The sequence below is a fragment of the Vibrio ezurae NBRC 102218 genome (assembly GCF_000467185.1).
In the GTDB taxonomy this organism is placed as follows: domain Bacteria; phylum Pseudomonadota; class Gammaproteobacteria; order Enterobacterales; family Vibrionaceae; genus Vibrio; species Vibrio ezurae.
Genome location: NZ_BATM01000025.1, coordinates 30,605 through 53,067 on the forward strand (window position 1 = coordinate 30,605; position 22,463 = coordinate 53,067).

General features: G+C 42.0%; 19 protein-coding genes. 7 read left to right on the forward strand and 12 right to left on the reverse strand.

Features of this window, described 5'->3' with window-relative positions; genetic code table 11:
• Positions 1–40 precede the first annotated feature (40 nt).
• The 7 genes from VEZ01S_RS09640 to VEZ01S_RS09675 form a co-directional block, all read right to left on the reverse strand.
• Positions 41–724 carry an arylamine N-acetyltransferase gene (locus VEZ01S_RS09640; protein WP_021713852.1) on the reverse strand — a complete coding sequence of 228 codons (684 nt, stop codon included), beginning with the start codon at positions 722–724 and terminating at the stop codon, positions 41–43.
• Positions 721–2,157 (reverse strand): asparagine synthetase B family protein, encoded by a 1,437-nt coding sequence (locus VEZ01S_RS09645; protein WP_021713853.1) that lies wholly within the window; start codon positions 2,155–2,157, stop codon positions 721–723. Before VEZ01S_RS09645 ends, VEZ01S_RS09640 begins: the two co-directional genes overlap by 4 nt.
• A complete protein-coding gene (gene ybiA / locus VEZ01S_RS16840; RefSeq protein WP_021713854.1) occupies positions 2,158–3,252 on the reverse strand; it encodes a riboflavin biosynthesis intermediates N-glycosidase in 1,095 nt (364 codons plus the stop codon).
• Positions 3,215–6,577, reverse strand: coding sequence for a glycosyltransferase family 2 protein (locus tag VEZ01S_RS16385; protein WP_162889457.1), 3,363 nt, complete (start codon positions 6,575–6,577; stop codon positions 3,215–3,217). Before VEZ01S_RS16385 ends, ybiA begins: the two co-directional genes overlap by 38 nt.
• Before the next feature lie 387 nt (positions 6,578–6,964).
• Positions 6,965–8,008, reverse strand: a complete 1,044-nt coding sequence (locus tag VEZ01S_RS09660) for a DUF1254 domain-containing protein (protein WP_021713856.1) — start codon at positions 8,006–8,008, stop codon at positions 6,965–6,967.
• A 377-nt stretch (positions 8,009–8,385) separates the two neighbouring features.
• Positions 8,386–9,630 carry an NADH:flavin oxidoreductase/NADH oxidase family protein gene (locus tag VEZ01S_RS09670; protein ID WP_021713858.1) on the reverse strand — a complete coding sequence of 415 codons (1,245 nt, stop codon included), beginning with the start codon at positions 9,628–9,630 and terminating at the stop codon, positions 8,386–8,388.
• Between the two features lie 249 nt (positions 9,631–9,879).
• The gene (locus VEZ01S_RS09675; RefSeq protein WP_021713859.1) at positions 9,880–10,410 is read right to left on the reverse strand and encodes a hypothetical protein; all 531 of its coding nucleotides are present in this window, start codon (positions 10,408–10,410) and stop codon (positions 9,880–9,882) included.
• Between the two features lie 451 nt (positions 10,411–10,861).
• Between VEZ01S_RS09675 and kduD the strand changes: the two genes are divergently transcribed.
• The 3 genes from kduD to VEZ01S_RS09690 all read left to right on the forward strand — a co-directional run bounded on the left by kduD (position 10,862) and on the right by VEZ01S_RS09690 (position 13,210).
• Positions 10,862–11,623 (forward strand): 2-dehydro-3-deoxy-D-gluconate 5-dehydrogenase KduD, encoded by a 762-nt coding sequence (gene kduD, locus VEZ01S_RS09680; protein WP_021713860.1) that lies wholly within the window; start codon positions 10,862–10,864, stop codon positions 11,621–11,623.
• A 53-nt stretch (positions 11,624–11,676) separates the two neighbouring features.
• A complete protein-coding gene (locus VEZ01S_RS09685) occupies positions 11,677–12,312 on the forward strand; it encodes an RpiB/LacA/LacB family sugar-phosphate isomerase (RefSeq protein ID WP_021713861.1) in 636 nt (211 codons plus the stop codon).
• Between the two features lie 163 nt (positions 12,313–12,475).
• A complete protein-coding gene (locus VEZ01S_RS09690; protein ID WP_021713862.1) occupies positions 12,476–13,210 on the forward strand; it encodes a hypothetical protein in 735 nt (244 codons plus the stop codon).
• Positions 13,211–13,299: 89 nt separating this feature from the next.
• Here the strand turns inward: VEZ01S_RS09690 and curA are convergent, their stop codons facing one another.
• A complete protein-coding gene (curA, locus tag VEZ01S_RS09695) occupies positions 13,300–14,328 on the reverse strand; it encodes an NADPH-dependent curcumin/dihydrocurcumin reductase (protein ID WP_021713863.1) in 1,029 nt (342 codons plus the stop codon).
• Positions 14,329–14,615: 287 nt separating this feature from the next.
• On the opposite strand from curA, the gene VEZ01S_RS09700 reads away from it, so the two are divergent.
• Positions 14,616–14,831: a hypothetical protein gene (locus tag VEZ01S_RS09700; protein ID WP_021713864.1), complete on the forward strand. Its 216-nt coding sequence runs from the start codon at positions 14,616–14,618 to the stop codon at positions 14,829–14,831.
• An 8-nt stretch (positions 14,832–14,839) separates the two neighbouring features.
• Here the strand turns inward: VEZ01S_RS09700 and VEZ01S_RS09705 are convergent, their stop codons facing one another.
• Positions 14,840–15,172, reverse strand: coding sequence for a DUF4156 domain-containing protein (locus VEZ01S_RS09705; protein WP_040890650.1), 333 nt, complete (start codon positions 15,170–15,172; stop codon positions 14,840–14,842).
• Positions 15,173–15,326: 154 nt separating this feature from the next.
• Between VEZ01S_RS09705 and VEZ01S_RS09710 the strand changes: the two genes are divergently transcribed.
• Positions 15,327–15,854: a GNAT family N-acetyltransferase gene (locus tag VEZ01S_RS09710; RefSeq protein ID WP_021713866.1), complete on the forward strand. Its 528-nt coding sequence runs from the start codon at positions 15,327–15,329 to the stop codon at positions 15,852–15,854.
• 51 nt (positions 15,855–15,905) lie between these two features.
• Here VEZ01S_RS09710 and VEZ01S_RS09715 read toward each other — a convergent pair whose 3' ends face one another.
• Positions 15,906–16,439: a dihydrofolate reductase family protein gene (locus VEZ01S_RS09715; protein ID WP_021713867.1), complete on the reverse strand. Its 534-nt coding sequence runs from the start codon at positions 16,437–16,439 to the stop codon at positions 15,906–15,908.
• Between the two features lie 850 nt (positions 16,440–17,289).
• A complete protein-coding gene (gene katE2, locus VEZ01S_RS09720; RefSeq protein WP_021713868.1) occupies positions 17,290–18,741 on the reverse strand; it encodes a catalase KatE2 in 1,452 nt (483 codons plus the stop codon).
• 557 nt (positions 18,742–19,298) lie between these two features.
• Here katE2 and VEZ01S_RS09725 point away from each other — a divergent pair.
• Both VEZ01S_RS09725 and VEZ01S_RS09730 read left to right on the forward strand, forming a co-directional pair.
• Positions 19,299–20,201, forward strand: coding sequence for a homocysteine S-methyltransferase family protein (locus VEZ01S_RS09725; protein ID WP_040890654.1), 903 nt, complete (start codon positions 19,299–19,301; stop codon positions 20,199–20,201).
• Entirely contained in the window at positions 20,188–21,720 is a 1,533-nt protein-coding gene (locus VEZ01S_RS09730; protein ID WP_021713870.1) for a BCCT family transporter, read from the forward strand. The genes VEZ01S_RS09725 and VEZ01S_RS09730 overlap by 14 nt, the downstream gene beginning before the upstream one ends.
• 76 nt (positions 21,721–21,796) lie before the next feature.
• Here VEZ01S_RS09730 and VEZ01S_RS09735 read toward each other — a convergent pair whose 3' ends face one another.
• Positions 21,797–22,438 carry an HD domain-containing protein gene (locus VEZ01S_RS09735; protein WP_021713871.1) on the reverse strand — a complete coding sequence of 214 codons (642 nt, stop codon included), beginning with the start codon at positions 22,436–22,438 and terminating at the stop codon, positions 21,797–21,799.
• Positions 22,439–22,463 lie beyond the last annotated feature (25 nt).

Below are 22,463 nucleotides of genomic sequence, written 5' to 3' on the forward strand. Positions count from 1 at the left end.
AACAATAGTCGGGCTCCAACTCGATAACTCCCTGCTAAATTTATATAGATTTCAGTCGTGAGTTTTTAAGAAGAAAAAAAGAACTTACATCAAACCCAAACTCTTTCTGTATTGCTTTGGGTATATCCTGTTCATCCAACTCTTTAGCTGTAAAGCCGGATTTTGAATACCTTTCTAGCTGATTTCCCCGCAGAAACAAAAATGCTCCGCCAACAATCAGAGAGAACCTTAAACTGTTGGAAAATGGATATTGGATACCAGAAGAATAACGAGAGTTAATCTGAGCAAAAATCTCTCTGTCCGAGCGCGGAATAGTATTTATTTCCATCTGAAGGCTTTCTCTTCCTTGCTTTTCATGGAATACAAGCACCCACTCATTATTAACTTCCGTACGATACTTCATACCGAAGCATTCGAAGGAGATCGCCTCATCCGCAGGAAATAATCTCAGTGCTGGCCAACCATTACCAATATCTGCGTAAAAGCTACGACCATCAACATTAATTCTGACCAGTCGATGAATCTCTTTTCCTCCAATATATGCGGTGTGTAGATAAGCATTTGCGCCAATATCACGCGCATCAGCAAGAAAAGTTAATGTTTTATCCGAACAGGTTCCTCCTGGAATTTTGTTTTCTCCCAACCCACTAAATAGCAGGTTCAAGTTGTGAAAAGGAACATTCCTGAAGTGCTCAAGCATTAACTGTTCAATATGAGTAATCACCTGTGAGACTCTCCTCGAACATCAATTGCAGCATCAAAGACTGGGTACGAGTGAAAATAGTTATTTGTTGATTCAAAGTTGAAGTGTGTATTCCAGATCTCCAGTAGCTCTTCACGCTCTGATCTCCCGTTTTGGTGGAGATAGCGCACAACCATACCCCGAACTCCGCTTCCTACATCACAGGAAGTTTTCTGGCGATGGAGGATTTCATCAGGAAGGTAGTCTGAGAAACTTTGCCTCAAAGCCACCTTGTTGGTTTTCGTATTATAGAGTTGGCAGTAATCTAACTGGTTGCTATATGCTCTAACCTTTCGATCAAGGAAAGGGCATCTAGGTTCTATAGAACTGGCCATACAGGAGAGGTCGAGTCGCCTTAGTTCGGTAAATTGCATATCGTTTATGAGTTGTTTTCTGGTTTCCTGCCAAGGTTCTTTTTCAGAGAATTGATGGTAGCCACCGAACAGTTCATCAGCTCCTTCCCCAGTTAAAGCCACTCTAATGCCTGCTTTTCTAGCCGCCTTTGCCAGAAGAAATGTAGATAGACCATTGCTGATCACCGAAGGGTTGTAGCTCTCTGTGGCATAAACAGTTTCAGAAACTAATTGAGGTATTTCATGTTCATGAGGTAGTGGAACATACGAGACGTTTTTAAGATCCAAATAATCCACCACAGTCTGAGCTGCGACTGAGTCTGAACTATCTTTATTTCCTAAAATGAAGTAATGGGCATCTTCTCTGAATCGAGACGTAATGCTGGCTATGATTGAGCTATCGAGCCCTCCGCTAAGAAAAACACCTAAGGGTTGGTCGTCAGCTGGCAATCTCTTTAGAACGCTCTCTATCAGAGCTTCATTTAAGGGGGTGTCAGTAGATTCTTGGTGATGTTCTTTCAAAAGCTCAAACTTGCCAGAAATTAAATCCACCTTAGATACGCCTTTTGGCAAAGCTTTAAACCAATCAGCTTCTGGTAAAGCTTTAAGCTCACTCGTAATAAAAACAGTGCCTTTGAATGAGCCCACAAAAAGTGGTTTTTTGCCTATTAAGTCACGAAAGCAAAATGCTTCCGTTCTTTCAGGGTTCAATATAGCTGCTGCATAAAATCCATCTAACTCATCTATGACGTCCTCTTTCATCAATAGAAATAGAGGTAACATGACAGATGTGTCACAACCTGACTTTGGTAATTCGTACCGTGTAATTAAATCTAGGTAGTTATAGACCTCACCATTTACGACAGCAGACCATCCTTGCTCTTCAAAAGGTTGATGCCCTTGCACAGCATCACCATTAATTGAAAGTCTTTGAAAGCCTAAAGAAACTCCGTTACCGATAGAGATGCTCGTGCTGTCAGGCCCCCTGTGTCGGAGTCTCTCTGTACACTCCGATATCAGCCCTTGGCTTTTTTCACCTACCAGCAGTACCAAGCCACACATCTAGTGATACTCCATTAGCACAGATACCGAACTTACTTGTGAGGTAAGTCCTGCTCTAACCTTCATGAGCAATTCACCGAGTCTGTTCTGGCCAGAACCATCCCCTGGATCTCCCCAATATTCATCGTTTGTTGTTCGCTCCACTAACTTTCGACTCCCAGAGCTTAACAGTTTGGTTGCAACATCAGGGTGCTGAGAAAACTTCGCTCGCAAGGCTGTCAACATTATGTCTTCTCGAATAGCCTCCCAATCATTTCTGCCAAACTGATCTACTAATGTATAGGCTTGTGACTTTGCTAGCATAGGTGTTGAAGCGCAACGAATAGACTCTCGATGAACTTCATGTGTGAACTTCTGTGCTTGATAGTAATGCTCTGTTGTTGGCCAGATGACCCCATCTATGAAGACTGAATGTCGTGAAAAGTTTGATAATTCTCCCCACGGCTGATCAGAATGATAAAAATAGACAGGTTCAGATTCATAGCTAGAAGCTTCTAACGGTAACATATGCCCCAGTTTTTCATTCTTGGTAAATAAATATTCTCTGTTTTCAGGACGAATATTGGGGTTGGTATTAACCATTTGCGTTTGAATACCATGATCACTCAGGTACTGATGTTTTCGAGGGTTATTCGAAACCAAGCGCACTGCTGAAATATTGAGTTGCTTTAAAAGTTCGACCGCCTCAGCATAAGTACGAATATCTTGCTCAAGCCCAAGCTTTTCAAATGCCTGAGCTGTATCTAGGTTATCGTACTCCATTGCCCGAACAGCTGTTATTTTTAAAGATAGGCCGTGCCCACGGCCTTCTTGCTGTTGATACACAATCATCCCTCGCCCTTCAAAGACAAGATTCTTCATGCTTTCTCGTAGTTGGTCTGCACAATCGCAATCTAATGCCCCGAACACTTCAGAGGCTCTGCAGGATGAGTGAATCCTAAGAAGTGGAAGCTTACCTTGGGATTTTATATCCCCAATGCAGATCACACTAATATTGTCATCGGTGGTGTCATACATTCGAAATTCGCCCATTGCTGTAGGCAATGTACACCAGTTGTCAGTTTGTAGTTTCACTAGTAATCTCCAATAATCCATCAATTTCTCTTTTAGACTCAAGCCCCTCAGAGGAGTTATGATTAGTATCCAGTGCACTGCTATAAGCGTCAGTGGCTTGTACTAGCTGATCGAGAAAATGTGATACTTCATTTTTGCTAATATCTTTAACTGCACTGTTAATTTTGCTGTAGGCAACCAGCGAAAACTTATCCTCAAGGCAGTGAGTGAGTGGCAATAGGTTTTTTCCTGATGATGAATGTTTTAAGGTCTTTACCAACCCCCTAATTCGATAGAAGCTTTGCTTTAATGCAGTCATTCGGCTCACCACTTGCTCAATCGTCATTTCGTAAATGGCTTGGTTCTCTTCTGGGCGAAAACTCAATTTATGCTCAGGGTTGGCCTGTAAAAAATTTGTTAATCCCGCATAAAGTGCAGAGCCAACTATTTCACTTTGAACCTTTTCAGTATTTACCGATGGTTTGTCAGAGAAGCGACCGACATGCTTGATAGGAAAAGAGACCGCTTTGATTGTCATACCTCGATAATATCGATTGACAATAGCCCAGATCATGTCAGAGCGCCTGGCTTCTTTGCCATGTATGTTTAAAACCAAATTTGGAGTGTGCTGTACAGCCGTATGATTCAAGATAAAGGTACAACCACCTCGATTCACAGAGTCTTTCGCCTCTTTCAATGGGTCACAACATTCAGTAGCTATTATTGAGCGTGTAATCGGTGTACCGTTTAAAATCCCTTTTGCGCCAGCAATAAGCCGAGCACGAGCTTCTCTGACAGTCTCAAATTCATAACTCGGTTCTAACCAAATAGGGGATTCCAAGTGTGCTGTATGCCTACGAGAAAGGTCATAGTAATAATCAGAAAATGTTGCTCGTAAAAGAGCATTCTCTGCTGATCTATCAGGTAAGATTGACTCATCTGGCAATTTATCCAACCACTCCAGATTGTGGACTAAATCCATTAGTTGAACACGTAGCCCATTCAAAGGGGGATTGGGTGAAGAGCCTTCATAGGCCCCCAGAAGGACATCCACCCCTTGTTTCCGAAAATGAGGAAGCCAACCAATATAATCGCAAGTACGATGATCGAGTCGCATGTCATCATCGAGAATCCAGCCAATTGATCCAGAAGATTGCTCAAGCTTCTCGCCCAAATAGCGCTGTAGCATTGTTCGGGCTTGTGCTATGTCGACCTGTCCATGTGGTCTGAATTTAATACCTGCTCCAAAATGGCCTTTGCACGCATCGTGACTTTGCTGCTTCTCTGAAATGAGGTCGAGTTTTGGGAGTTGCCAACTTGTAGAATCAAGCATCTGTTGAAGCTCTTGTACATCACATCCATTGCACAGAACAGCAACAGAAAGAGAACGAATGCTAGTGTGGCCTTTCAATACTCGAAGACTGCTGATTAATGGTAGTAACATTAAAGGATCGGCAGTGATTACACCAATGATGAGCTCGAAGGGCTCTGCTTCTGGAGCAGAAAGTAACGCTGATTCACAACGCACTTGAGTATGCACGGGGTAGTCTAGCTTTGCTCTAAATACTGGATAACCATCTAGCTCAGGCATACTTTCATCTGTCAATGATTTACGCATCAAAGTCTTCAAATCAGGTTTATTTGCGCACCAACAAGTAAGATAAGTACGTCTTGCCATATGTTCAAAACCCAGTTCACTCCATGGGCGGATATCCGAACCATAATCAATGAGTTTTACCTCTTTGCCCTTTTGAATCAGGTTCTTGGGGTGTATGTTATTGCAGACTATTTCTGCTTGAGTACAATCGTTGATTAGCTGAATAAGTAACTCTTCAGCCCCTCCATTGTAGGGTTTGCTGATTTCATAAGGGTAAGTAATGAGAACCCAAGAGCTATCCCTGACAACAGAGATAAGAGGATAAAGCGCTGAGGTATTTTTCCATGTAGGGCCGCTATCGCACAGAAACTTAAACAGAGCCTTTGGTGTTCGCGTTTTCCAGTAATCGATACATTTGAAAACAGTCTGCCCATCGGTGAATACAATAGCTTCTGAACCATAGCCTAATATTGTCAACGATTTGGGCTTAAAGTATTGGGCAACTCGATGCTCTGCAGAAGTAACCCTGAGCTCGTGTATATGCTGATTTATATCGCTGGTTGCCAAATGTTCGGGCACAGTAAGATCAGATAATTCTAGCGCTCCACTCTTGATCAAATAGTCTTCAGAGCTGTTAAAATGTCTGAGATCAGGTTCTAAAAGAGCTTCAAGCTCCCATTCTTTACTTCCCGGCCTCAGTTCAGAAATGAGGATGCTATATATCCGCAGTAGTTCTGCAGATTCAACAGGAAAGCAACCTATTCCCAACTCACGCAAAGTAGTAGAAATGTGGTGTTGTGCTGGCTCTGCTGCTTTGGATAGAAATACAACATCCAGCCCTACCAAGTCGAAATTCAGGAAATGCGTAAAAAATACCTTCAGCTTCTCTAGTTGCTCCGAGTTAATCCCATTTCTAAACACTAAAACAAATGCTTTGTTGCTTATCTCTGCCAAAAGGTCACAGTCATCAGCACTTGGGGATTTCCAGTCAAAAAGGTCTGATGCTCGCTGAGTAAAAGCTATTTTTTGTTCAGCAGACATACGGGAATGGTACTTCTGCCAGAATGCAGTAAGCCCTGATGACTTAGCACTGTTCCCCGGTGTACTTAGCCTTACTCGATCTGTTTCGGCATAATGATTGACTAAATACTTCGGAATAGCTTGATATCGAATTGTATTCATCTCAGCTAAACGAATACACAAGTCTCGATCGGTTGAACTGTTCAGAGATTCATCAAAACCTCCTGCTTCTAAAAAGGTATTCAGGCGGAGAAATAGGTTTGAGCCCTGTATTCCTGGGTTACCTACTAGAAAAGCTGATCTACTAAGCTTTTCTGGTGCAGGACTTTGAATAGAAGCTATAAACTTGCCGTAGATTCGATTGATACCACATGCGACCATATCTAGGCATTGTGTCTCCATTGCATTCGTACAGCATTCCAGATATGTAGGAGACCAGGTATCGTCATCATCAAGGAAAGCAAGCGCCACTTCGAAGGGGTTGCTCTCTTCAGCTAATAAAGCATTAACTGCTGAATTCCAAGCTCCGCTTGCTCCCTTGGTTCTATTATTTTCCAAGTAGAAGATCTTACAATCTAATAAGCTGAATTGATTTGTCGCCTTTCTATTTTTATTACGGTATTGAAGATCAGAGTCATCACAAATAATCAGGTAGTTGGGCTTTCGAGTTTGCCTCTGAAGCGCCTTTAGTGCTCTGCCAATCAATAAATCACAGCGGTTTTTAGTAGCCACTATTACTGCTAACTTCAATGGTGACACCATTCTGTTATAATCCTGAAACTCTTTATTTATGATGAAGTTCTTAAATACTATTTATGCTTCTGAAAAGTTTAATTCATTACAAAAATTTACCTAGCAAAATACTATATGGCGTATTTCTAAGTTAGCTCAGAGTTTATAAGAACATCTGTCTGGAAAAATAATACCAGTAACTTTACTTGATTATTTGACACTTTAAATGTAAGTAAATCACATTAGGAATATTTTCTATATTGATGTTAATGATTATATTGGATAATTATTACAATAGTGGAATGATATTCAGCCTAATTTGCCAAAAACGACTAAACCTGCAATAAGAGAATAAAACCCTATTGCAGGCAAAGCCATTTCTATCAGTAGATTTAGCTCCCTTGACTATTTCATCGGCTTAATACCCTTACTCGGGTCAATCCCCTTATACAAAAACTCGGTAGTAGGCGCATAGTGACGCACTAGCACGTTCCACTTTTGACCGTCTTTTAAGCCATCCAACGGAATGTTGTTCGCGCCGTATTTTTCTTCGTCACATCCAAAGTACACGGTGTATGTGTCGTCTGCATTTGGTTGGGCTACACCACTGTTAGCGCTTGCATCGTCATTGAACATGAAGCCGTCTTCGTTATATACGGTAAATGACCAGAAGCCTTTGTTTTTTGGGTCTTCAAATGTCACTGAGTGACACTGGGTCGATTCAAAGTTTGGTGAGTATTGATAAATATTGTCTTTGAATGTTGCTCCGCCCCATCCGTAAGCGGCGCCTTGAATGCGCTTTTCGGCGGTTGTGTATTCACCTGTACCAAACATCTTCTCCGAGTCAGCCACACCTTCCGCGGCGATCTCGGTTAAAATCACTTTCTTCACTGGCTCAAGCTTTGCGGCGAGAGTAGGTAAGTCGTAGCCACCATAAATAGGGTAGTCGTCTTTTGAACCAGCGGTGATAACTAGCTGGTCTTGTAGCTTATTAAGCTTGGCGATTTCTTGTTTGTCATGAATATTTGGCAGATAAGCTCGAACTACCACGAACATGAATTTTGTCGAGTCTGGCACTTCTAGGGTTTCATTGCCTTTGGTGTAAACCATGTCAAAAGTTTGGTGGTTTTCATCGGTAAACTGCACCATTACAAAGCGGTCGCCAAAATCAGGTAGTGTCAGTGTGGCACCTTTTTCTGTATCAATGACTGCTGTCGAGTAAATAGTGTCGCGGTTCATTCGCACGATAGGCTGATCTTCAGTTAACGGCGGAGTGCGAAAGTGTCTCCAACTGTTGACGCCATCAGTTGCTTTAGCTTCAGTGACTGCAAAATACTTAGAGGTTTCTGCTTGAATATAGTTGTCTCGGCTAATATTTACTTCAGCAGATGCCATAGTTGACAGGCCTAAGATGCTTACTGCGATTGGTGCTAGTAGAAACTTTTTCATCTATTCAATACCTCAATTCGTTCTAAGTAGGATGCAACCACTGTCGATTTTTCAATATAAGCAGTTGATTCAAATTTTATGCTTATTAATGAACTGCAATCATTGTCTTAGCAAGTACGAATGAGTTTATGGCGTACTGAGGGTAAGCACCAATGCCTATTTCTAATATCAATAATGACTGATATGCATATCATTGGTTCTATGGTGGCTATTTATGATATATCACTGATTGACGAAACAAGTGTATTTGTAGGTCATGGATTCGCTTGGATTACATATGAGGGGGGAGGGTTATTAGCTGGCTTTGTCTTTAATTGACAGAGCTTTGCTTAAGCTCTGTCATTTGAGGAGTTGCGCTGATTCTCTAAATTCTGGCTTTATGCTCTGCGTTTTCTGAAGGCATGCCATCCCGCGCTGAAAATGGTTTTTACTACAACACTAAGCGCACTTAATTTCGGGTCAGTGTTTTTGCCATCGGCGATACGCCGCATTTGGTGTTCATACCATACCAATCCCACCATCGCTATTTTATCAAGCGCAGGCTTACCGGTTGTTGGTACGGTTAAAGGCATTCCATAGTTAGAGTCTTCGATGAGCTTTTTAGGGAAGTCGGGGTCTACCGCCATGGTGCGCGCAATACCGATAAAGTCCGTCGCGGATGTACTTAATGCTTCGTTCATTGCTGGCGCGGTTCTAAAACCGCCTGTGACCACCAGTGGTGTACTGACCAATTTTCTTACCTTAACCATATAATCCATAAAATAGGCTTCGCGCTTTATTGTGCTGGCTTTTACAGGTTCACTTTTATTTTTAGCCCCCATCATTGACGGACTTTCATAAGTACCACCGGAGATCTCAATCAGGTCTATGCCGTTTGCACTTAAAGCCTGCACAACCTGCATCGATTCTTCTTCGGTAAAGCCACCTTTCATGAAATCAGCGCTATTGAGTTTGATTCCGATAGGAAAATCATTACCGACCTCTTTACGAATTGCTCGGTACACTTCCAATATAAATCGAAGTCGGTTTTCTAATGAACCACCCCATTTGTCATCTCGTTGATTGTGGCGTGACGATAGAAACTGACTGACAAGATAGCCATGAGCACCGTGGATCTGCACTCCTGTGAAACCTGTTTGTTTGGCTAGTTTGGCGCTAGTTGTAAACTTAGCAATGATCTCGTAAATTTCGGCTTCAGTTAATGCGCGCGGCGTATTAAAGCCTTTCTCTAGACCACCGCCTAACGAAATAGCCGAAGGGGCAACGGGCTTATCACATAGGAACTTAGGAATTTGCTTGCCGGGGTGGTTGAGTTGCATCCATATCTGCGAGTCATTTTGCTTTCCGGCATTGGCCCACTCAATAAATTGCGATAAGTCGCTTTGCTCATCTAAAACCACATTCTTAGGTTCACCAAGGGCATTTCTATCCACCATGACATTACCTGTCATCGATAGACCGATCCCGCCTTTTGCCCAGCGTTGATATAGTTTGGCTATGCCAGATTTTGGATTGTGTTGCTTGTCACCAAGTTGCTCACTCATTGCTGATTTAAATAGGCGATTCTTTATCACTTGGCCATTGGCAAGGGTGAAAGGCTTGCTGATATTGATTGGGTTCATGCTTGCTCTAACAATGAGTTGGTCTTGGTATGATGCGTGGCAGTATGCTTTATTTTGCTTAGAGTTCCGAGCATTTAGTGCCAAAGCCCTCACAATTAGGTTATAGAAAAGCTTGGGATTGAGGCATAAAAATCCATATGGATGCTTTGCTCCTTCGCCGAAAAATTTACGACAAAGGAGCAATACTTTTTTGGAAAGCCAGATAAAAAGTTAGGTCAGTACTTGAAACGGGTAACGTTGACTTACAACTTAATTTGTCGGGTTAACCGCAGCAAATACGTTGGCTAACCATTCTTCGTTATTTCTAGAGTAGCCATATATAGAGCTGTCTACATGGGTAGTGTTTTCATCTATGTGTATGTACTTTCTAACTTCACCAGTACTATCGTAGGTTTCAAGAACGTTGCCAGTATTACTATAAACGATGGTCACTTCTGTCCCTGCAATATTATCTAACGCTCCAGTGCCCAACATAGGCCTTGTAATAATCACACGGTTAAAATCAATGGCCCTGTTATCGTTGTCACGTACGACGGAAGAAATTATGCCTCTATCGGCGCTGTTTACATAATTAGAAATAACCTGTTCATCATCGGCAACATTACCGTCATTAAATTTAATCACAGTGTTGCTTTCATTTTTCAATATCTGAGTGCCATCAGAGAAGAACGTTAATCCATGTTCTAACGAAGACTGAAACGTTGCTTGAGCGGCTGTGCTTGTCAAACCTAAACTTAATGCTGTCAACAACAGTGCAGGCAGTCGTTTTCTTCTAATCATTCATTGATATCCTTTTGGTTCATTGTAATCGGTAAGAGCGTTAGTAGCGCAGAGACCTATAGGCGAACGTGACTTCTCAGAGCGGGCAACATTGAACACGTGTTTACTCCGAGAAAATTCCTTAGCGTCCCATGATAGGAAATAACATTCATATAGTGAATATAATAGAGTGGTGTTTGTGTCTGCGGTATTAAATTTTTATGTTGATGCTCAATAGGTTGGGTTGTATCACAAAGTGGGTAGTGGCAGTTGATTCGGCTTCTTATGGGAGGGTCGCAGGTTAATCCACCAGAAACGCCTATTTCTGTTTTATGCCCTTATCGGCTGCTCACCTTCTTTTGAGGAAAATAAAATAACGTTTCATTTTTAATTGAAATACGGTTTCAAAAACTGATATAGTAGCTTCATTAAAGAGACACCCACTAAAAAATATTCTTCTTGAGGGCAATACATGATTCTCGATTCTTTTAGTTTGCAAGGCAAAGTCGCCATAGTGACGGGCTGTAATACTGGATTAGGCCAAGCGATTGCGGTTGGCCTAGCGGGCGCTGGTTGTGACGTGATTGGTGTGAACCGATCATGCCCAAGTGAAACAAAACAAAGTGTTGAACAGCTTGGTCGTCAATTTGTGGATGTTCGAGCTGATCTGTCGAAGCTTGATGATATCCCTACTATTATTGAACGTGCTGTCAGTGAATTGGGGCGTATTGATGTGCTAGTGAATAACGCTGGAATTATCCGCCGCAATGATGCTATCGAGTTTTCAGAGCAAGATTGGGATGAGGTGATGAATACCAATTCAAAATCCGTCTTCTTTTTATCCCAAGCAGTGGCAAAACAGATGATTACACAAGGTGATGGCGGAAAAATCATTAATATTGCTTCTATGCTTTCGTTCCAAGGAGGCATTCGAGTGCCTTCTTATACCGCATCTAAAAGTGCCATTATGGGATTAACCCGTGCAATGGCAAATGAATGGGCCAGTCATAATATTAACGTAAATGCGATTGCTCCGGGCTATATGGCGACTAACAATACTGACGCTTTGCGCGCTGATGAAAAACGTAATCAAGAGATATTAGAGCGTATTCCCGCAGGTCGTTGGGGCAAACCAGAAGACATTGCCGGCCCTTGTGTGTTCTTAGCCTCGGCCGCCTCGAATTATGTGAATGGCTATACTGTTGCCGTCGATGGTGGTTGGCTATCTCGTTAAGTTTAGAATGATATAAGTAAAAAATTTATCGCAGTTTACTGCAGGAGTAACAAATGAAAATCGCACTGATGATGGAAAATAGCCAAGCTCAAAAAAATGCCATGGTGGCAACCGAGCTCAATAATGTGGCTGGTGGTTTAGGACACGATGTGTTCAATGTGGGTATGACTGATGAAAACGATCATCACCTCACTTACATTCACCTTGGTATTATGGCGAGCATCCTTCTTAACTCAAAAGCGGTAGACTTTGTGGTCACAGGCTGCGGAACTGGTCAAGGTGCGTTAATGGCGAGTAACCTGCATCCTGGCGTTGTGTGTGGCTACTGTTTAGAACCGTCAGATGCGTTCTTGTTTAACCAAATCAACAACGGCAATGCCATTGCTTTAGCGTTTGCCAAAGGCTTTGGTTGGGCGGGTGAACTTAATGTTCGTTATATCTTCGAAAAAGCGTTCACTGGCGCTCGTGGTGAAGGCTACCCAATTGAACGTGTGGCGCCGCAACAAGCGAATGCGGCGATTTTAAATGAAGTAAAATCCGCAGTTTGTAAGGATGTTGTTTCGTCACTGCGTGCTATCGACCAACAGTTGGTCAAACAAGCCGTAGGCAGCACTCAGTTCCAAGAGTGCTTTTTTAATAACTGCAAAGATGCAGACATTGAACAATATGTTCGCTCTCTTATCGACTAAGACAAATACAGTCTTTACGTGATTTTAAAAACACATGTGCTTATGGTACATGTGTTTTTTGTTGGTTTAATTGTGAGCAAATCGTAACTTTTTCATACTATTTTTGCCCCTGATTTTCCTAGTCTTTAGGATGAAGGATTGAACGAAAATAAAGGAAGGTGGCATGAAGTTCGCAAAAACAATAACTTGCAGCGTGATATTTCTTATTGCAGGCTGTCAAAGCATTCCTATCTATGTCCCTGATCATAAAGTTTTTGTTGATGGTGATACGCTCGTTTACGATGGCATGATTTCAGGAGAAGCAGTGCTTGAAGCATTGCGAGCTGTCCGAGAAAGTAATACACAAGTGAAAAAGCTAGCCATTACCAGTCAAGGTGGCGACATGTCTGCGGGCATAGAATTGGGCTTCTTTATCAAAGAACACAACTGGGATGTGGAAGTAAGGGAGCTATGCTTTTCTGCCTGCGCTAACTATGTGCTTCCCGCCGCAAAAAGCGTCACTATTGATGCGAATTCGTTGCTAGGTTGGCATGGCGGCGCGATGCAACCAGATGAATTGTGGGCTCATAGCATACCAAAGAGCTCGCGCGCGGTATTTATGGATTACATTGCTATGTTGCGAGAGAAAGAAACGCGATTCTTTGACACTGTTGGCGTTGATCAGAACATCACTACCTATGGACAAACCACAAAAAACAGTTGTCAACTGGCGCAAAAAACCGATGGCTGGTATTACTCAGTGGAAGATCTCAAGCGAATGGGGATTAAAAATATCACCATTAAAGGCGATGGATTATTGAGTGAAATTGAATACGCCAATGACAGTACCAATAAAACAGATCCTACGACTCATAAGATCAAGTCTTGTTTGATGGAGAATGTGTTCGAAAGTGGCTGATTTCACTCATTTTTAGCTCAAGGTTAAGGCCAGTTATAGCCATAGTGATTAACCTTGAGCTAAGCAATACCATTGCCGAGATAGGGCAATTAGATAGGTTGGTTCGTTTGCACCACTAACTTACCAAAGTTTTTACCTTCAAGTAGTCCGATGAAGGCTTGCGGGGCATTTTCTAACCCTTCGACTAGATGCTCTTTGTAGGTGATTTTGCCTTCGCTTAGCCATGTCATCATTTGCTGGGCAAATTCTGGGTAGCGATGGCCGTAGTCATCAAAAATGATAAACCCTTGCATCTTAATGCGTTTGACTAATAGTTGTCCCATCAGCGCTGACATTCTATCTGGGCCATCCGGTAGAGATGTGGCGTTGTATTGCGAGATTAAGCCGCATAAAGGAATGCGCGCACAGCTATTTAGCAAAGGCATAACGGCGTCAAAGACTTTGCCGCCGACGTTTTCAAAATACACGTCGATGCCTTGAGTACAGGCCTTCGTGAGTTGCTCGGCAAAATCATCCGCTTTATGGTCGATACAAGCATCAAAGCCGAGTTTATCAACCGCAAAACGACACTTCTCTTCACCGCCTGCAATACCTACTACGTGACAGCCTTTGATTTTAGCAATTTGGCCCACCATAGAGCCGACTGCGCCAGTTGCTGCGGCTACCACGACGGTTTCTCCTGCTTTAGGCTGACCAATATCTAATAGCCCCATATAGGCAGTAAAGCCGGGCATTCCCATAACGCCAAGGGCAAATGATGGGTGCTCAGGATTCATTCCCAGTTTTACTAACCCTTGACCGTTAGACACACAATAATCCTGCCATCCAGTGTATGCGAGTACCCACTCACCTACGGTAAATTCGCTATTGTTTGACTGAGTAACCTGACAAACAGTGCCACCCACCATGACATCATCAATGGCAATGGGATCTGCGTAAGATTTAGCGTCGCTCATTCTTCCGCGCATGTAGGGGTCGAGAGATAAGTACACACTGCGCAGTAATACTTCACCATTACTAATGCTAGGAATAGAAGTCGTGTTTAGACGGAAATTTTCTGGCGTTGGGGCACCGACAGGGCGAGAGGCTAAGAGCAGTTGGCGGTTACTCGTTGTCATGGATTGTTATTCCTTTTATGGATGATTTCTGGCTAAGTTTATTTAGTGTAAACGAATAAATTGCGTTTGGGGTGGCAAAGATAAGAGCAATCGTCATTGTGGGTTTATAGAGTGTCTTAGTATAGGGGATTTGATGCAACAGGGAGTATTTAACCAATCTAGATAACAACTTAGCGTTATTTTGTTTGAGTACGGCTGTGGTTAATCTAGTATGACTAAATGCGGTTCTCCGCTTGTTAGTGGCGGTAGATTAAGGCCAGAAGGCAATAATACAAAAGGATGATTGAGTGACAACTAAAGCACATAAAAGCCAGATAAGAATTATTATTGCTATGCTCATCGTGGCATTTTTATCTATTTTTGGTCACGTCATACTATCGCCGATATTAGCGCAATTTGGTTGGGTAGAATATATTGCAGCCGCCATTCCGTTTACTATGATGGGGCTGTGTGTTTGGGCAGTAAGGGACGCCGCCAAAGCGCAAGACTCAGAAGAAAGTTAACGGGACCGTTAGTGACTCGGGCAATGATATGCTGTTCCGACTAATGTCGCTGAGGTTTTGAAATAGTGCGGGCTAAGTAATACCACGGTATTGGCATCTATTTGATGGGCCTTGTTTTTGATGTCATTAATTGCGCCACGAACAAGTACGTCATTGTTATAAAAAAGGTAGCTGTACCAATGCCCCTCACTGCCAATGACTTCGCCTACCCATTGACAGTTTTGAATTAAAGGGACGTTATTAGTGCGAACTTGCACATCTTGTGCCTCTTTTAACAACGCGTTGTTTGGGGTAGTGCAGCCACTTAGAAGCATTGTTAATAGTACGAAGCAATATCTCATCTAAATACTTGATCCATTTGGGTAAACAATTCATTTTATAATAGATTATTTACGGGGTAAGAGCCGAATAACTCATTAAATTATTCGCAATATTTCCAATATCATTGAGTTTATGGTTTATTGAAACCATCGATAGCATGATCAGGTTCAATTCATGGATATTCAAACTCCTCGCCTAAAATTATCCCTACTAGCAGCAGATGACTGGCACTTGTTTCATGATTTACATACCAATGTTGAGGTCATGTCGCTTTGTTATGATGTGCCAAGCATGAAAGAGCTCAAAGACAAATTTGAACTTCGTACTCAAGCGTGGACTAAACAGTCCACGCACTGGCTTTGCTTGGTGATTACAGATAAAGACACCAATGAAAAAGTGGGGGTGACGGGGTTTTGCTTTCAAGGGGATATTGCGGAAGTTGGCTACATGTTGTTACCACAATTTTACGGTTTGGGTTACGCGACAGAATCATTGCAGGCCGTGATTAACTGGGCGATTCAAACTCATAAAATAAATATGTTTTCAGCGGTTGTTACGGAAGGAAATACCGCCTCAGAGCGAGTATTAACAAAAGCAGGCTTTGCCTTGATGAGAACGATTCCTGACGCCTTTATGATAGGAAATACGCTGCATTCTGATCATCTGTATTATTTGTCTGTGGATGACGAGCAGCTAGATTAGACACTGGTTTTTGGATAGGGAGATATTTAGGGCATCCCCCTATTATCAAGATTATCGTATGCGGAGGTAGGTATTTTTTACGATATGATCCGCCATTCTTTCTGCTTGTATATGCTGAAAGGCGAGTGGTTTATCAAGGTCACCAAATAGTGAAATTCCCCCACCTAAAAGAAGGGGAATGGTTGTAATAATCAATTCATCGATCAGATCTTGCTCTAAAAAACTCTGAATGGTTTTTCCGCCATCAATATAAAGATGCTCATACCCTTGCTGGTTTAAGTTATCAATGATGTGGTGCAGTTTTCCATTAACTAAAAAGACCTTTCCTTCCAACTCTTTCGGCAGCTTTTTTAGTGTATTACTGAGTACGAATACAGGCTTAGTATAAGGCCAATCTATACCAAAACTCAGCACCACTTCTAGAGTATTTCGCCCCATTACCAATGCATCAATCCGCGACATGAAATCAGCAAAGCCAAAATCAGATTGCTCTGGATTAGGCACATCATGAAGCCAGTCAATCTGGTGGTTTTTATCGGCGATGTAACCATCTAAGCTAGTGGCAATATAGACAATATTCGACATACGATAGTCCTGAAGGTAGAGGAGTGATAATTAATAGAGACACCCATGATTTTAGCATGATCTATCTTGAGCTTTATCTTGAAACTTTGCGTTTCTAAATATTTGATTTTTTATGAGATTTACTATTTTCCGTGTTCTATTTAGGCTAATTAATAGAGACACCCATAGTTTTTATGACTCATAGGCATAATGTTTAATCAGCTATTGATTAAACGGGACACCCACTTTTTAGATGCGTCACCCTAAATTTCTTTATTAAGATTTCCGTTCTTAGGCATCCGAGTTTTTGATGGGTGATAATTAATAGAGACACCCATGATTTTAGCATTATCTATCTTGAGCTTTATCTTGAAACTTTGCGTTTCTAAATATTTGATTTTTTATGAGATTTACTATTCTCCGTGTTCTATTTAGGCTAATTAATAGAGACACCCATATTTTTTATGACTCATAGGCGTAATGTTTAATCAGTTATTGATTAAACGGGACATCCACTTTCTAGTATGCACCACCCTAAATTTCATCATTAAGATTTTCGTTGTCAGGTATATGAGTTTTGTATGGGTGTCTTGATTATTTGCTGGTATACGAGTTTTGTATGGGTGTCTTGATTATTTGTTATGGGTGTCTCGATTATTTTCGATTATTTTCGATTATTTTCGATTATTTTTGGCTCATAGCCGTTAATAACCAGTTGCGGAAACTTTCTTTGATTCAACGTAAAAGCCCCACAAGCATTATGCTTGTGGGGCTTAGTCATACGTTTTAGATTAAACGCTTACCATAGAATCAAAAAACGTTCTTCTAGGCTAAAGATCTGAAAGAGTTCTTCAAACATAAGATCCCTCCCTTATAGATTGATATCTTCGATGTTGATTTCCATCGCTTTTGCAAGACCTTCGCCGTAAGCTTTATCTGCTTGTAGCGCGTGGTTAATGTGTTTGTGTTTGATTGGTAGTGATACACCAGTCATTGCGCGCGCAGTGTTTTCAAACAAACGTTGTTGCTCATCAGCTGTCATGATGCGGAATAAGTTACCTGCTTGGGTAAAGTAATCGTCATCTTCGCGGTGATCCCAATGTGTAGCAACACCTTGTAGCTCTAGAGGTGGCTCAGAGAACTCAGGTTGCTCAGCCCACTCTTTGTGTTGGTTTGGTTCATAACCGATAGTTGAGCCAAAGTTACCATCTGTGCGCATTGCACCGTCTCTGTGGTAGCTGTGTACAGGACAACGAGGAGCGTTTACTGGGATTTGGTGGTGGTTTACACCTAAACGATAACGTTGAGCATCACCGTAAGAGAATAAACGACCTTGTAGCATGCGGTCTGGTGAGAAACCAATACCCGGTACAACTGCTGCAGGGTTAAATGCAGACTGTTCTACTTCAGCAAAGAAGTTTTGTGGGTTTTTGTTTAGTTCAAACACACCAACATCATGCAGAGGGTAGTCGTCATGTGGCCATACTTTCGTTAGGTCAAATGGGTTGTAAGATACAGTTTCTGCATCTTTTTCAGGCATGATTTGAACCTGTAGATTCCATTTAGGGAAATCACCATTTTCAATGCTTTCGTATAGATCTTTTTGATGGCTCTCGCGATCTTGACCTACCAATTCTTGTGCTTCTTGGTCAGTTAGGTTTTTGATGCCTTGCTGAGTTTTGAAGTGGAATTTAACCCAGTATCTTTCGTTGTCAGCATTGACGAAGCTGAATGTGTGGCTTCCGTAACCGTGCATGCAGCGGTAGCTAGCTGGAATACCACGATCACTCATTACGATAGTGATTTGGTGAAGTGCTTCAGGAAGAGAAGTCCAGAAATCCCAGTTGTTTTCAGCGCTGCGCATGTTCGTTCTTGGATCACGCTTAACCGCATGGTTTAGATCTGGGAATTTTAGTGGATCACGTAGGAAGAAAACAGGAGTGTTGTTACCAACTAGGTCCCAGTTGCCTTCTTCTGTGTAGAATTTTAGTGCGAAGCCACGAATATCACGTTCTGCATCAGCAGCACCGCGCTCACCGGCAACGGTAGTGAAACGAGCAAATAGGTCAGTCTTTTTACCGATTTCTGAGAAAATTTTAGCTTTGGTAAATTTAGTGATGTCGTGAGTAACAGTGAATGTACCGTATGCACCAGAACCTTTAGCGTGCATACGACGCTCAGGGATTACTTCACGGTCAAAATGTGCCAGTTTTTCTAAAAACCAAACATCTTGTAAAAGTTGAGGACCACGCTTACCTGCAGTAAGTACATCTTGGTTATGGGCAACAGGACAGCCAGCAGCAGTTGTCAGTTTTTTTGTCATCTTTATTACCTTCATTGTTGTAAGTACAGCTGGTATTTATCTAACAGCGTAACCATAAGCTACATAAATAAACGCCTTGCTAATTATTGATACAATATATCATTAACCTTTGTGTTTGTATAGTTTTTTTGAATAAAATTCCCTGAAAAAAGCCACTTTTTATTCTTATAAGCTATTGAAATCTAAATTTAAATTTTCTAAAGACTTATTTTAAGCACTTCATTTCTGAGTGACTTTATGCATAAAACCTTACTATTTACATGCCTTTTATATGGGTAATTACATTCCACTTCTGTGATGTGAGGCCAACATTTTTATCTCCTTTTATTTTAATAATAAAAAATGCGATTCGAAACGGTTCTCATTTAAAACTTTGTTAGAGGTTGTGAATCATACGCGTGTTTTTTGTTATACGGTTTGAGGTTGAGCGGATAGATGTAGAAAAATGCTCATCATGAAATTCGCTCATATAGAACCTGAAGATCTTTCACTACCTTGGCGAGAGATAATTGTATTTAATGCAAGGTTTCCAGTTAAAGTTGTATGGAACCTTTAAAATGAAAGATTTAACCATCCTTGATGGTGGAATGGGCAGGGAACTTAAGCGAATTGGCGCTCCCTTTTCACAACCATTATGGAGTGCTCAAGCATTAATTGAGTCCCCTCAACATGTTTCTCAAGCGCATCAAAGCTTTGTGGATGCCGGAGCCGAAATCCTGACGGTTAACAGCTATGCATGTGTTCCTTTTCATTTGGGGGCTGAGCTTTATCAAACCCAAGGATTTGAACTGGCAAAAAAAGCGGCATTTATTGCAAGAGAAGTTGCTGATAAGGGCAAAACAAAAGTGCTTGTCGCAGGTTCTATCCCTCCCGCTTTTGGTAGTTATCGCCCTGATTTGTTTGAAGTGAATGAAGCTCGTACTATTTCGCAAACATTATTTGATGCGCAAGATGAGAATGTGGACCTATGGTTAGCTGAAACTGTGGCGAGCATTGCTGAGTTTGAAATGATCAGTGAGGTTCTCTCTGCGACAGATAAGCCTTGTTACTACTCTTTTACTTTGCAAGATGATGTGTCTACTGAGGCTAGACTACGCTCGGGAGAGCTCGTGATTGATGCCGCACGCGCAGCATGTCGTGCTGGTGTTGAAGGTATTTTCTTTAATTGCTCTGTTCCTGAAGTGATGGAACAAGCGATCACTATAGTGCAAAGCGTCATTAACGAAACAGGCGCAAATACTGTGATTGGTGTTTTTGCAAATAGCTTTACGCCAATTACTGAAGGGCACGAAGCGAACGATACAATACAGTCGATGCGCGAACTTTCCCCTTGTGATTATTTAGCGCTTGCTAAAACTTGGTATCAAGCCGGTGCTCGGATTATCGGTGGATGTTGCGGTATTCAACCTTCTCATATTGCTGAGTTAGCAAAATGGAGAGACAACGATGAAGAATCTTAATTTTGGGCTGGCTATTCCTGCCATAGTTTTAGTGATTGTGTTGTTGTTTGTATCAGCGTTATTTCCAGAACAGTCACAAGCTATGGCCGGCGGGGCGATGACTTTTGTGACCAATTGGTTTGGTTGGTTAGTGCAGATTGCCAGTTTAGCGTTAGTTGCGTTTCTATTTTGGCTTGCCTTTTCAAAGCACGGCGACATTAAACTGGGTGAAGAGAAGCCCGAATACAGTAATTTTACTTATGGCGGTATGATTTTTACGGCAGGTGTTGGTGCTTCTCTAATTTATTGGGGTATCGGTGAGCCGATGTACTACTTGCAGGCTCCTCCTTTATTTGCCGAAGCAAACAGTTTCTCTGCGGCCGCGTGGGCGGTGACTTATTCTATTTTCCATTGGGGAATTACGGGTTGGTCAATTTACTGCTTCCCTGCGATTCCTTTCGCGTATGCTTTTTATGTTAAAAAACAACGTACATTAAAGTTGTCCACTTTATGTGAGTCGGTGGTGGGTACGAATCCTATCGTCGCAAAAGCCATCGATCTATTGGCCATTTTCGGTACATTGGCTGCGTTTGCCAGCTCGTTATCGTTAACTGTGACATTGTTAAGTACAGGCGCTGCCGATCTGTTTGGTATCGAAAACGGCTTGTTACTACAAGGTGGGATCATTTTGCTGTTTGTGGTGGTGCTGCTGTGCGTAATGTTGGTTGGTTTTAACAAAGGCATCAGTAAAGTGTCAGACTATACGGTATTGATGGCGATTGGCTTTGCCTTATTTGTGCTGTTTTCTACCAATGCTCAATTTATTTTGAACAACTTTACTGACTCTATCGGCGTGATGTTTGACAGCTATTTCAGAATGTCGATGTGGACTGATCCTGTACAGCAAAGCGGTTTCCCCCAAAGTTGGACTCAGTATTATTGGTTCTGGTACTACGCGTATCTCATCATGATGGGACTGTTTATCACTCGAATATCCCGAGGCCGTACGATCCGTCAAGTCATTTTATCTACAATTTCAATGGGTTCTTTAGGGTGTGCGTTCTTTATCTCCATCTTTGGTGGTTACGCTGTGTGGGCTCAAATGTTAGGTGGCTTGCCTGTTCAGCAATGGATGAGCGATGGAGGATTGACCTTTGCTGTAGTATCACTGATCAAAACTTTGCCAGCTAAATCGTTTATTTTAGGCGTGTTTTTGGTGATTCAATTCTTCTTGATGCTCACCACCATGTCGAGTGCCAGCGTTGCAACGGCAATGCTGACGACCAATCGATTAGAGCTCAATGGCGATCCGGACAATAAGGTGAAGCTATTGTGGGCAGGTGCCATTGCCTTGATCAGTTTTAGCGTATTTTTGGCCGGTGGTGGTATCAATACGATTAAATCACTGTGTGTGGTGGCAGGGCTGCCGATGATGTTTATCTATGCAATTTTGGTGAAGCATCTATTACATGAGTTAGGTATATTGAAAACCGCTCAACAACAGGCTTCGTCTTCGATACAAGAGATAGTCGCTGAATAATCTTGAGTTTTTTGTACTTTTTAATGACCGCCCCAATATTGTGGGCGGTCATTTTATATCTGAAGAATATCAATGGTCAAAACCCGCCGATCTCTTGTCTAAGCTGATTGAGATATTGGCGCATGAAAATAACGCGTTTATTGGCTTCCTTTCTACCTGATACGGTATTCATGGTCTCGGGTAATTTAAATAGCTTGCTAAAGAAATGGTCGATAGCATAGTGCTGATCGTTTAACTCGCGCTCTTCTGCAAAAGGGTCGTGTGCGGAATATAATTGGCTGTCCAAATTGCAACTGACTTGAATGCAGCGTGCTATGCCAATAGCACCGAGAGAATCCAATCGGTCGGCGTCTTGAACAATCTGTGCTTCGGTTGTGGTTGGCGTAATATTGGCAGTAAAACTGTGCGCGGCAATGGCGTGATAAATAGCTTGATAAGTGTGCGCTGGGTATTCAATAGAGAGTAAAAATTGCAGAGCTTTGTCAGCGGCAAGTAAAGAGCTGAGATGCCTTTCTGGGTGATCTTTAGGATAGCTGAAGCAATCATGTAGATAGGCAGCGGGTATTACTATCCATAGATCCGCTTGTTCTTGATGTGCAAGTACTTTTGCGGTGTTGACGACCCGTTTGATATGCGTGAGATCATGGGCAAGATCGTGGTCAGAGTTTTGCTTTATGAAGTGCTCAAAAATAGGCTCAAAGTCAGTCGCTTGTGTCATGCATTGTGCTCGTTTAGGTTGCTTT

Bases quoted from the DNA above. Each gene is read 5' to 3' on its own strand.
- VEZ01S_RS09725 (WP_040890654.1), top strand. From the start codon at position 19,299: ATGAAAGATTTAACCATCCTTGATGGTGGAATGGGCAGGGAACTTAAG.
- VEZ01S_RS09690 (WP_021713862.1), top strand. From the start codon at position 12,476: ATGAAGTTCGCAAAAACAATAACTTGCAGCGTGATATTTCTTATTGCA.
- VEZ01S_RS09715 (WP_021713867.1), bottom strand. From the start codon at position 16,439: ATGTCGAATATTGTCTATATTGCCACTAGCTTAGATGGTTACATCGCC.
- VEZ01S_RS09685 (WP_021713861.1), top strand. From the start codon at position 11,677: ATGAAAATCGCACTGATGATGGAAAATAGCCAAGCTCAAAAAAATGCC.
- VEZ01S_RS09735 (WP_021713871.1), bottom strand. From the start codon at position 22,438: ATGACACAAGCGACTGACTTTGAGCCTATTTTTGAGCACTTCATAAAG.
- curA (WP_021713863.1), bottom strand. From the start codon at position 14,328: ATGACAACGAGTAACCGCCAACTGCTCTTAGCCTCTCGCCCTGTCGGT.
- VEZ01S_RS09730 (WP_021713870.1), top strand. From the start codon at position 20,188: ATGAAGAATCTTAATTTTGGGCTGGCTATTCCTGCCATAGTTTTAGTG.
- VEZ01S_RS09670 (WP_021713858.1), bottom strand. From the start codon at position 9,630: ATGAACCCAATCAATATCAGCAAGCCTTTCACCCTTGCCAATGGCCAA.
- VEZ01S_RS09660 (WP_021713856.1), bottom strand. From the start codon at position 8,008: ATGAAAAAGTTTCTACTAGCACCAATCGCAGTAAGCATCTTAGGCCTG.
- VEZ01S_RS09710 (WP_021713866.1), top strand. From the start codon at position 15,327: ATGGATATTCAAACTCCTCGCCTAAAATTATCCCTACTAGCAGCAGAT.
- ybiA (WP_021713854.1), bottom strand. From the start codon at position 3,252: ATGGATTATTGGAGATTACTAGTGAAACTACAAACTGACAACTGGTGT.
- VEZ01S_RS09705 (WP_040890650.1), bottom strand. From the start codon at position 15,172: ATGAGATATTGCTTCGTACTATTAACAATGCTTCTAAGTGGCTGCACT.
- VEZ01S_RS09675 (WP_021713859.1), bottom strand. From the start codon at position 10,410: ATGATTAGAAGAAAACGACTGCCTGCACTGTTGTTGACAGCATTAAGT.
- kduD (WP_021713860.1), top strand. From the start codon at position 10,862: ATGATTCTCGATTCTTTTAGTTTGCAAGGCAAAGTCGCCATAGTGACG.
- katE2 (WP_021713868.1), bottom strand. From the start codon at position 18,741: ATGACAAAAAAACTGACAACTGCTGCTGGCTGTCCTGTTGCCCATAAC.
- VEZ01S_RS09645 (WP_021713853.1), bottom strand. From the start codon at position 2,157: ATGTGTGGCTTGGTACTGCTGGTAGGTGAAAAAAGCCAAGGGCTGATA.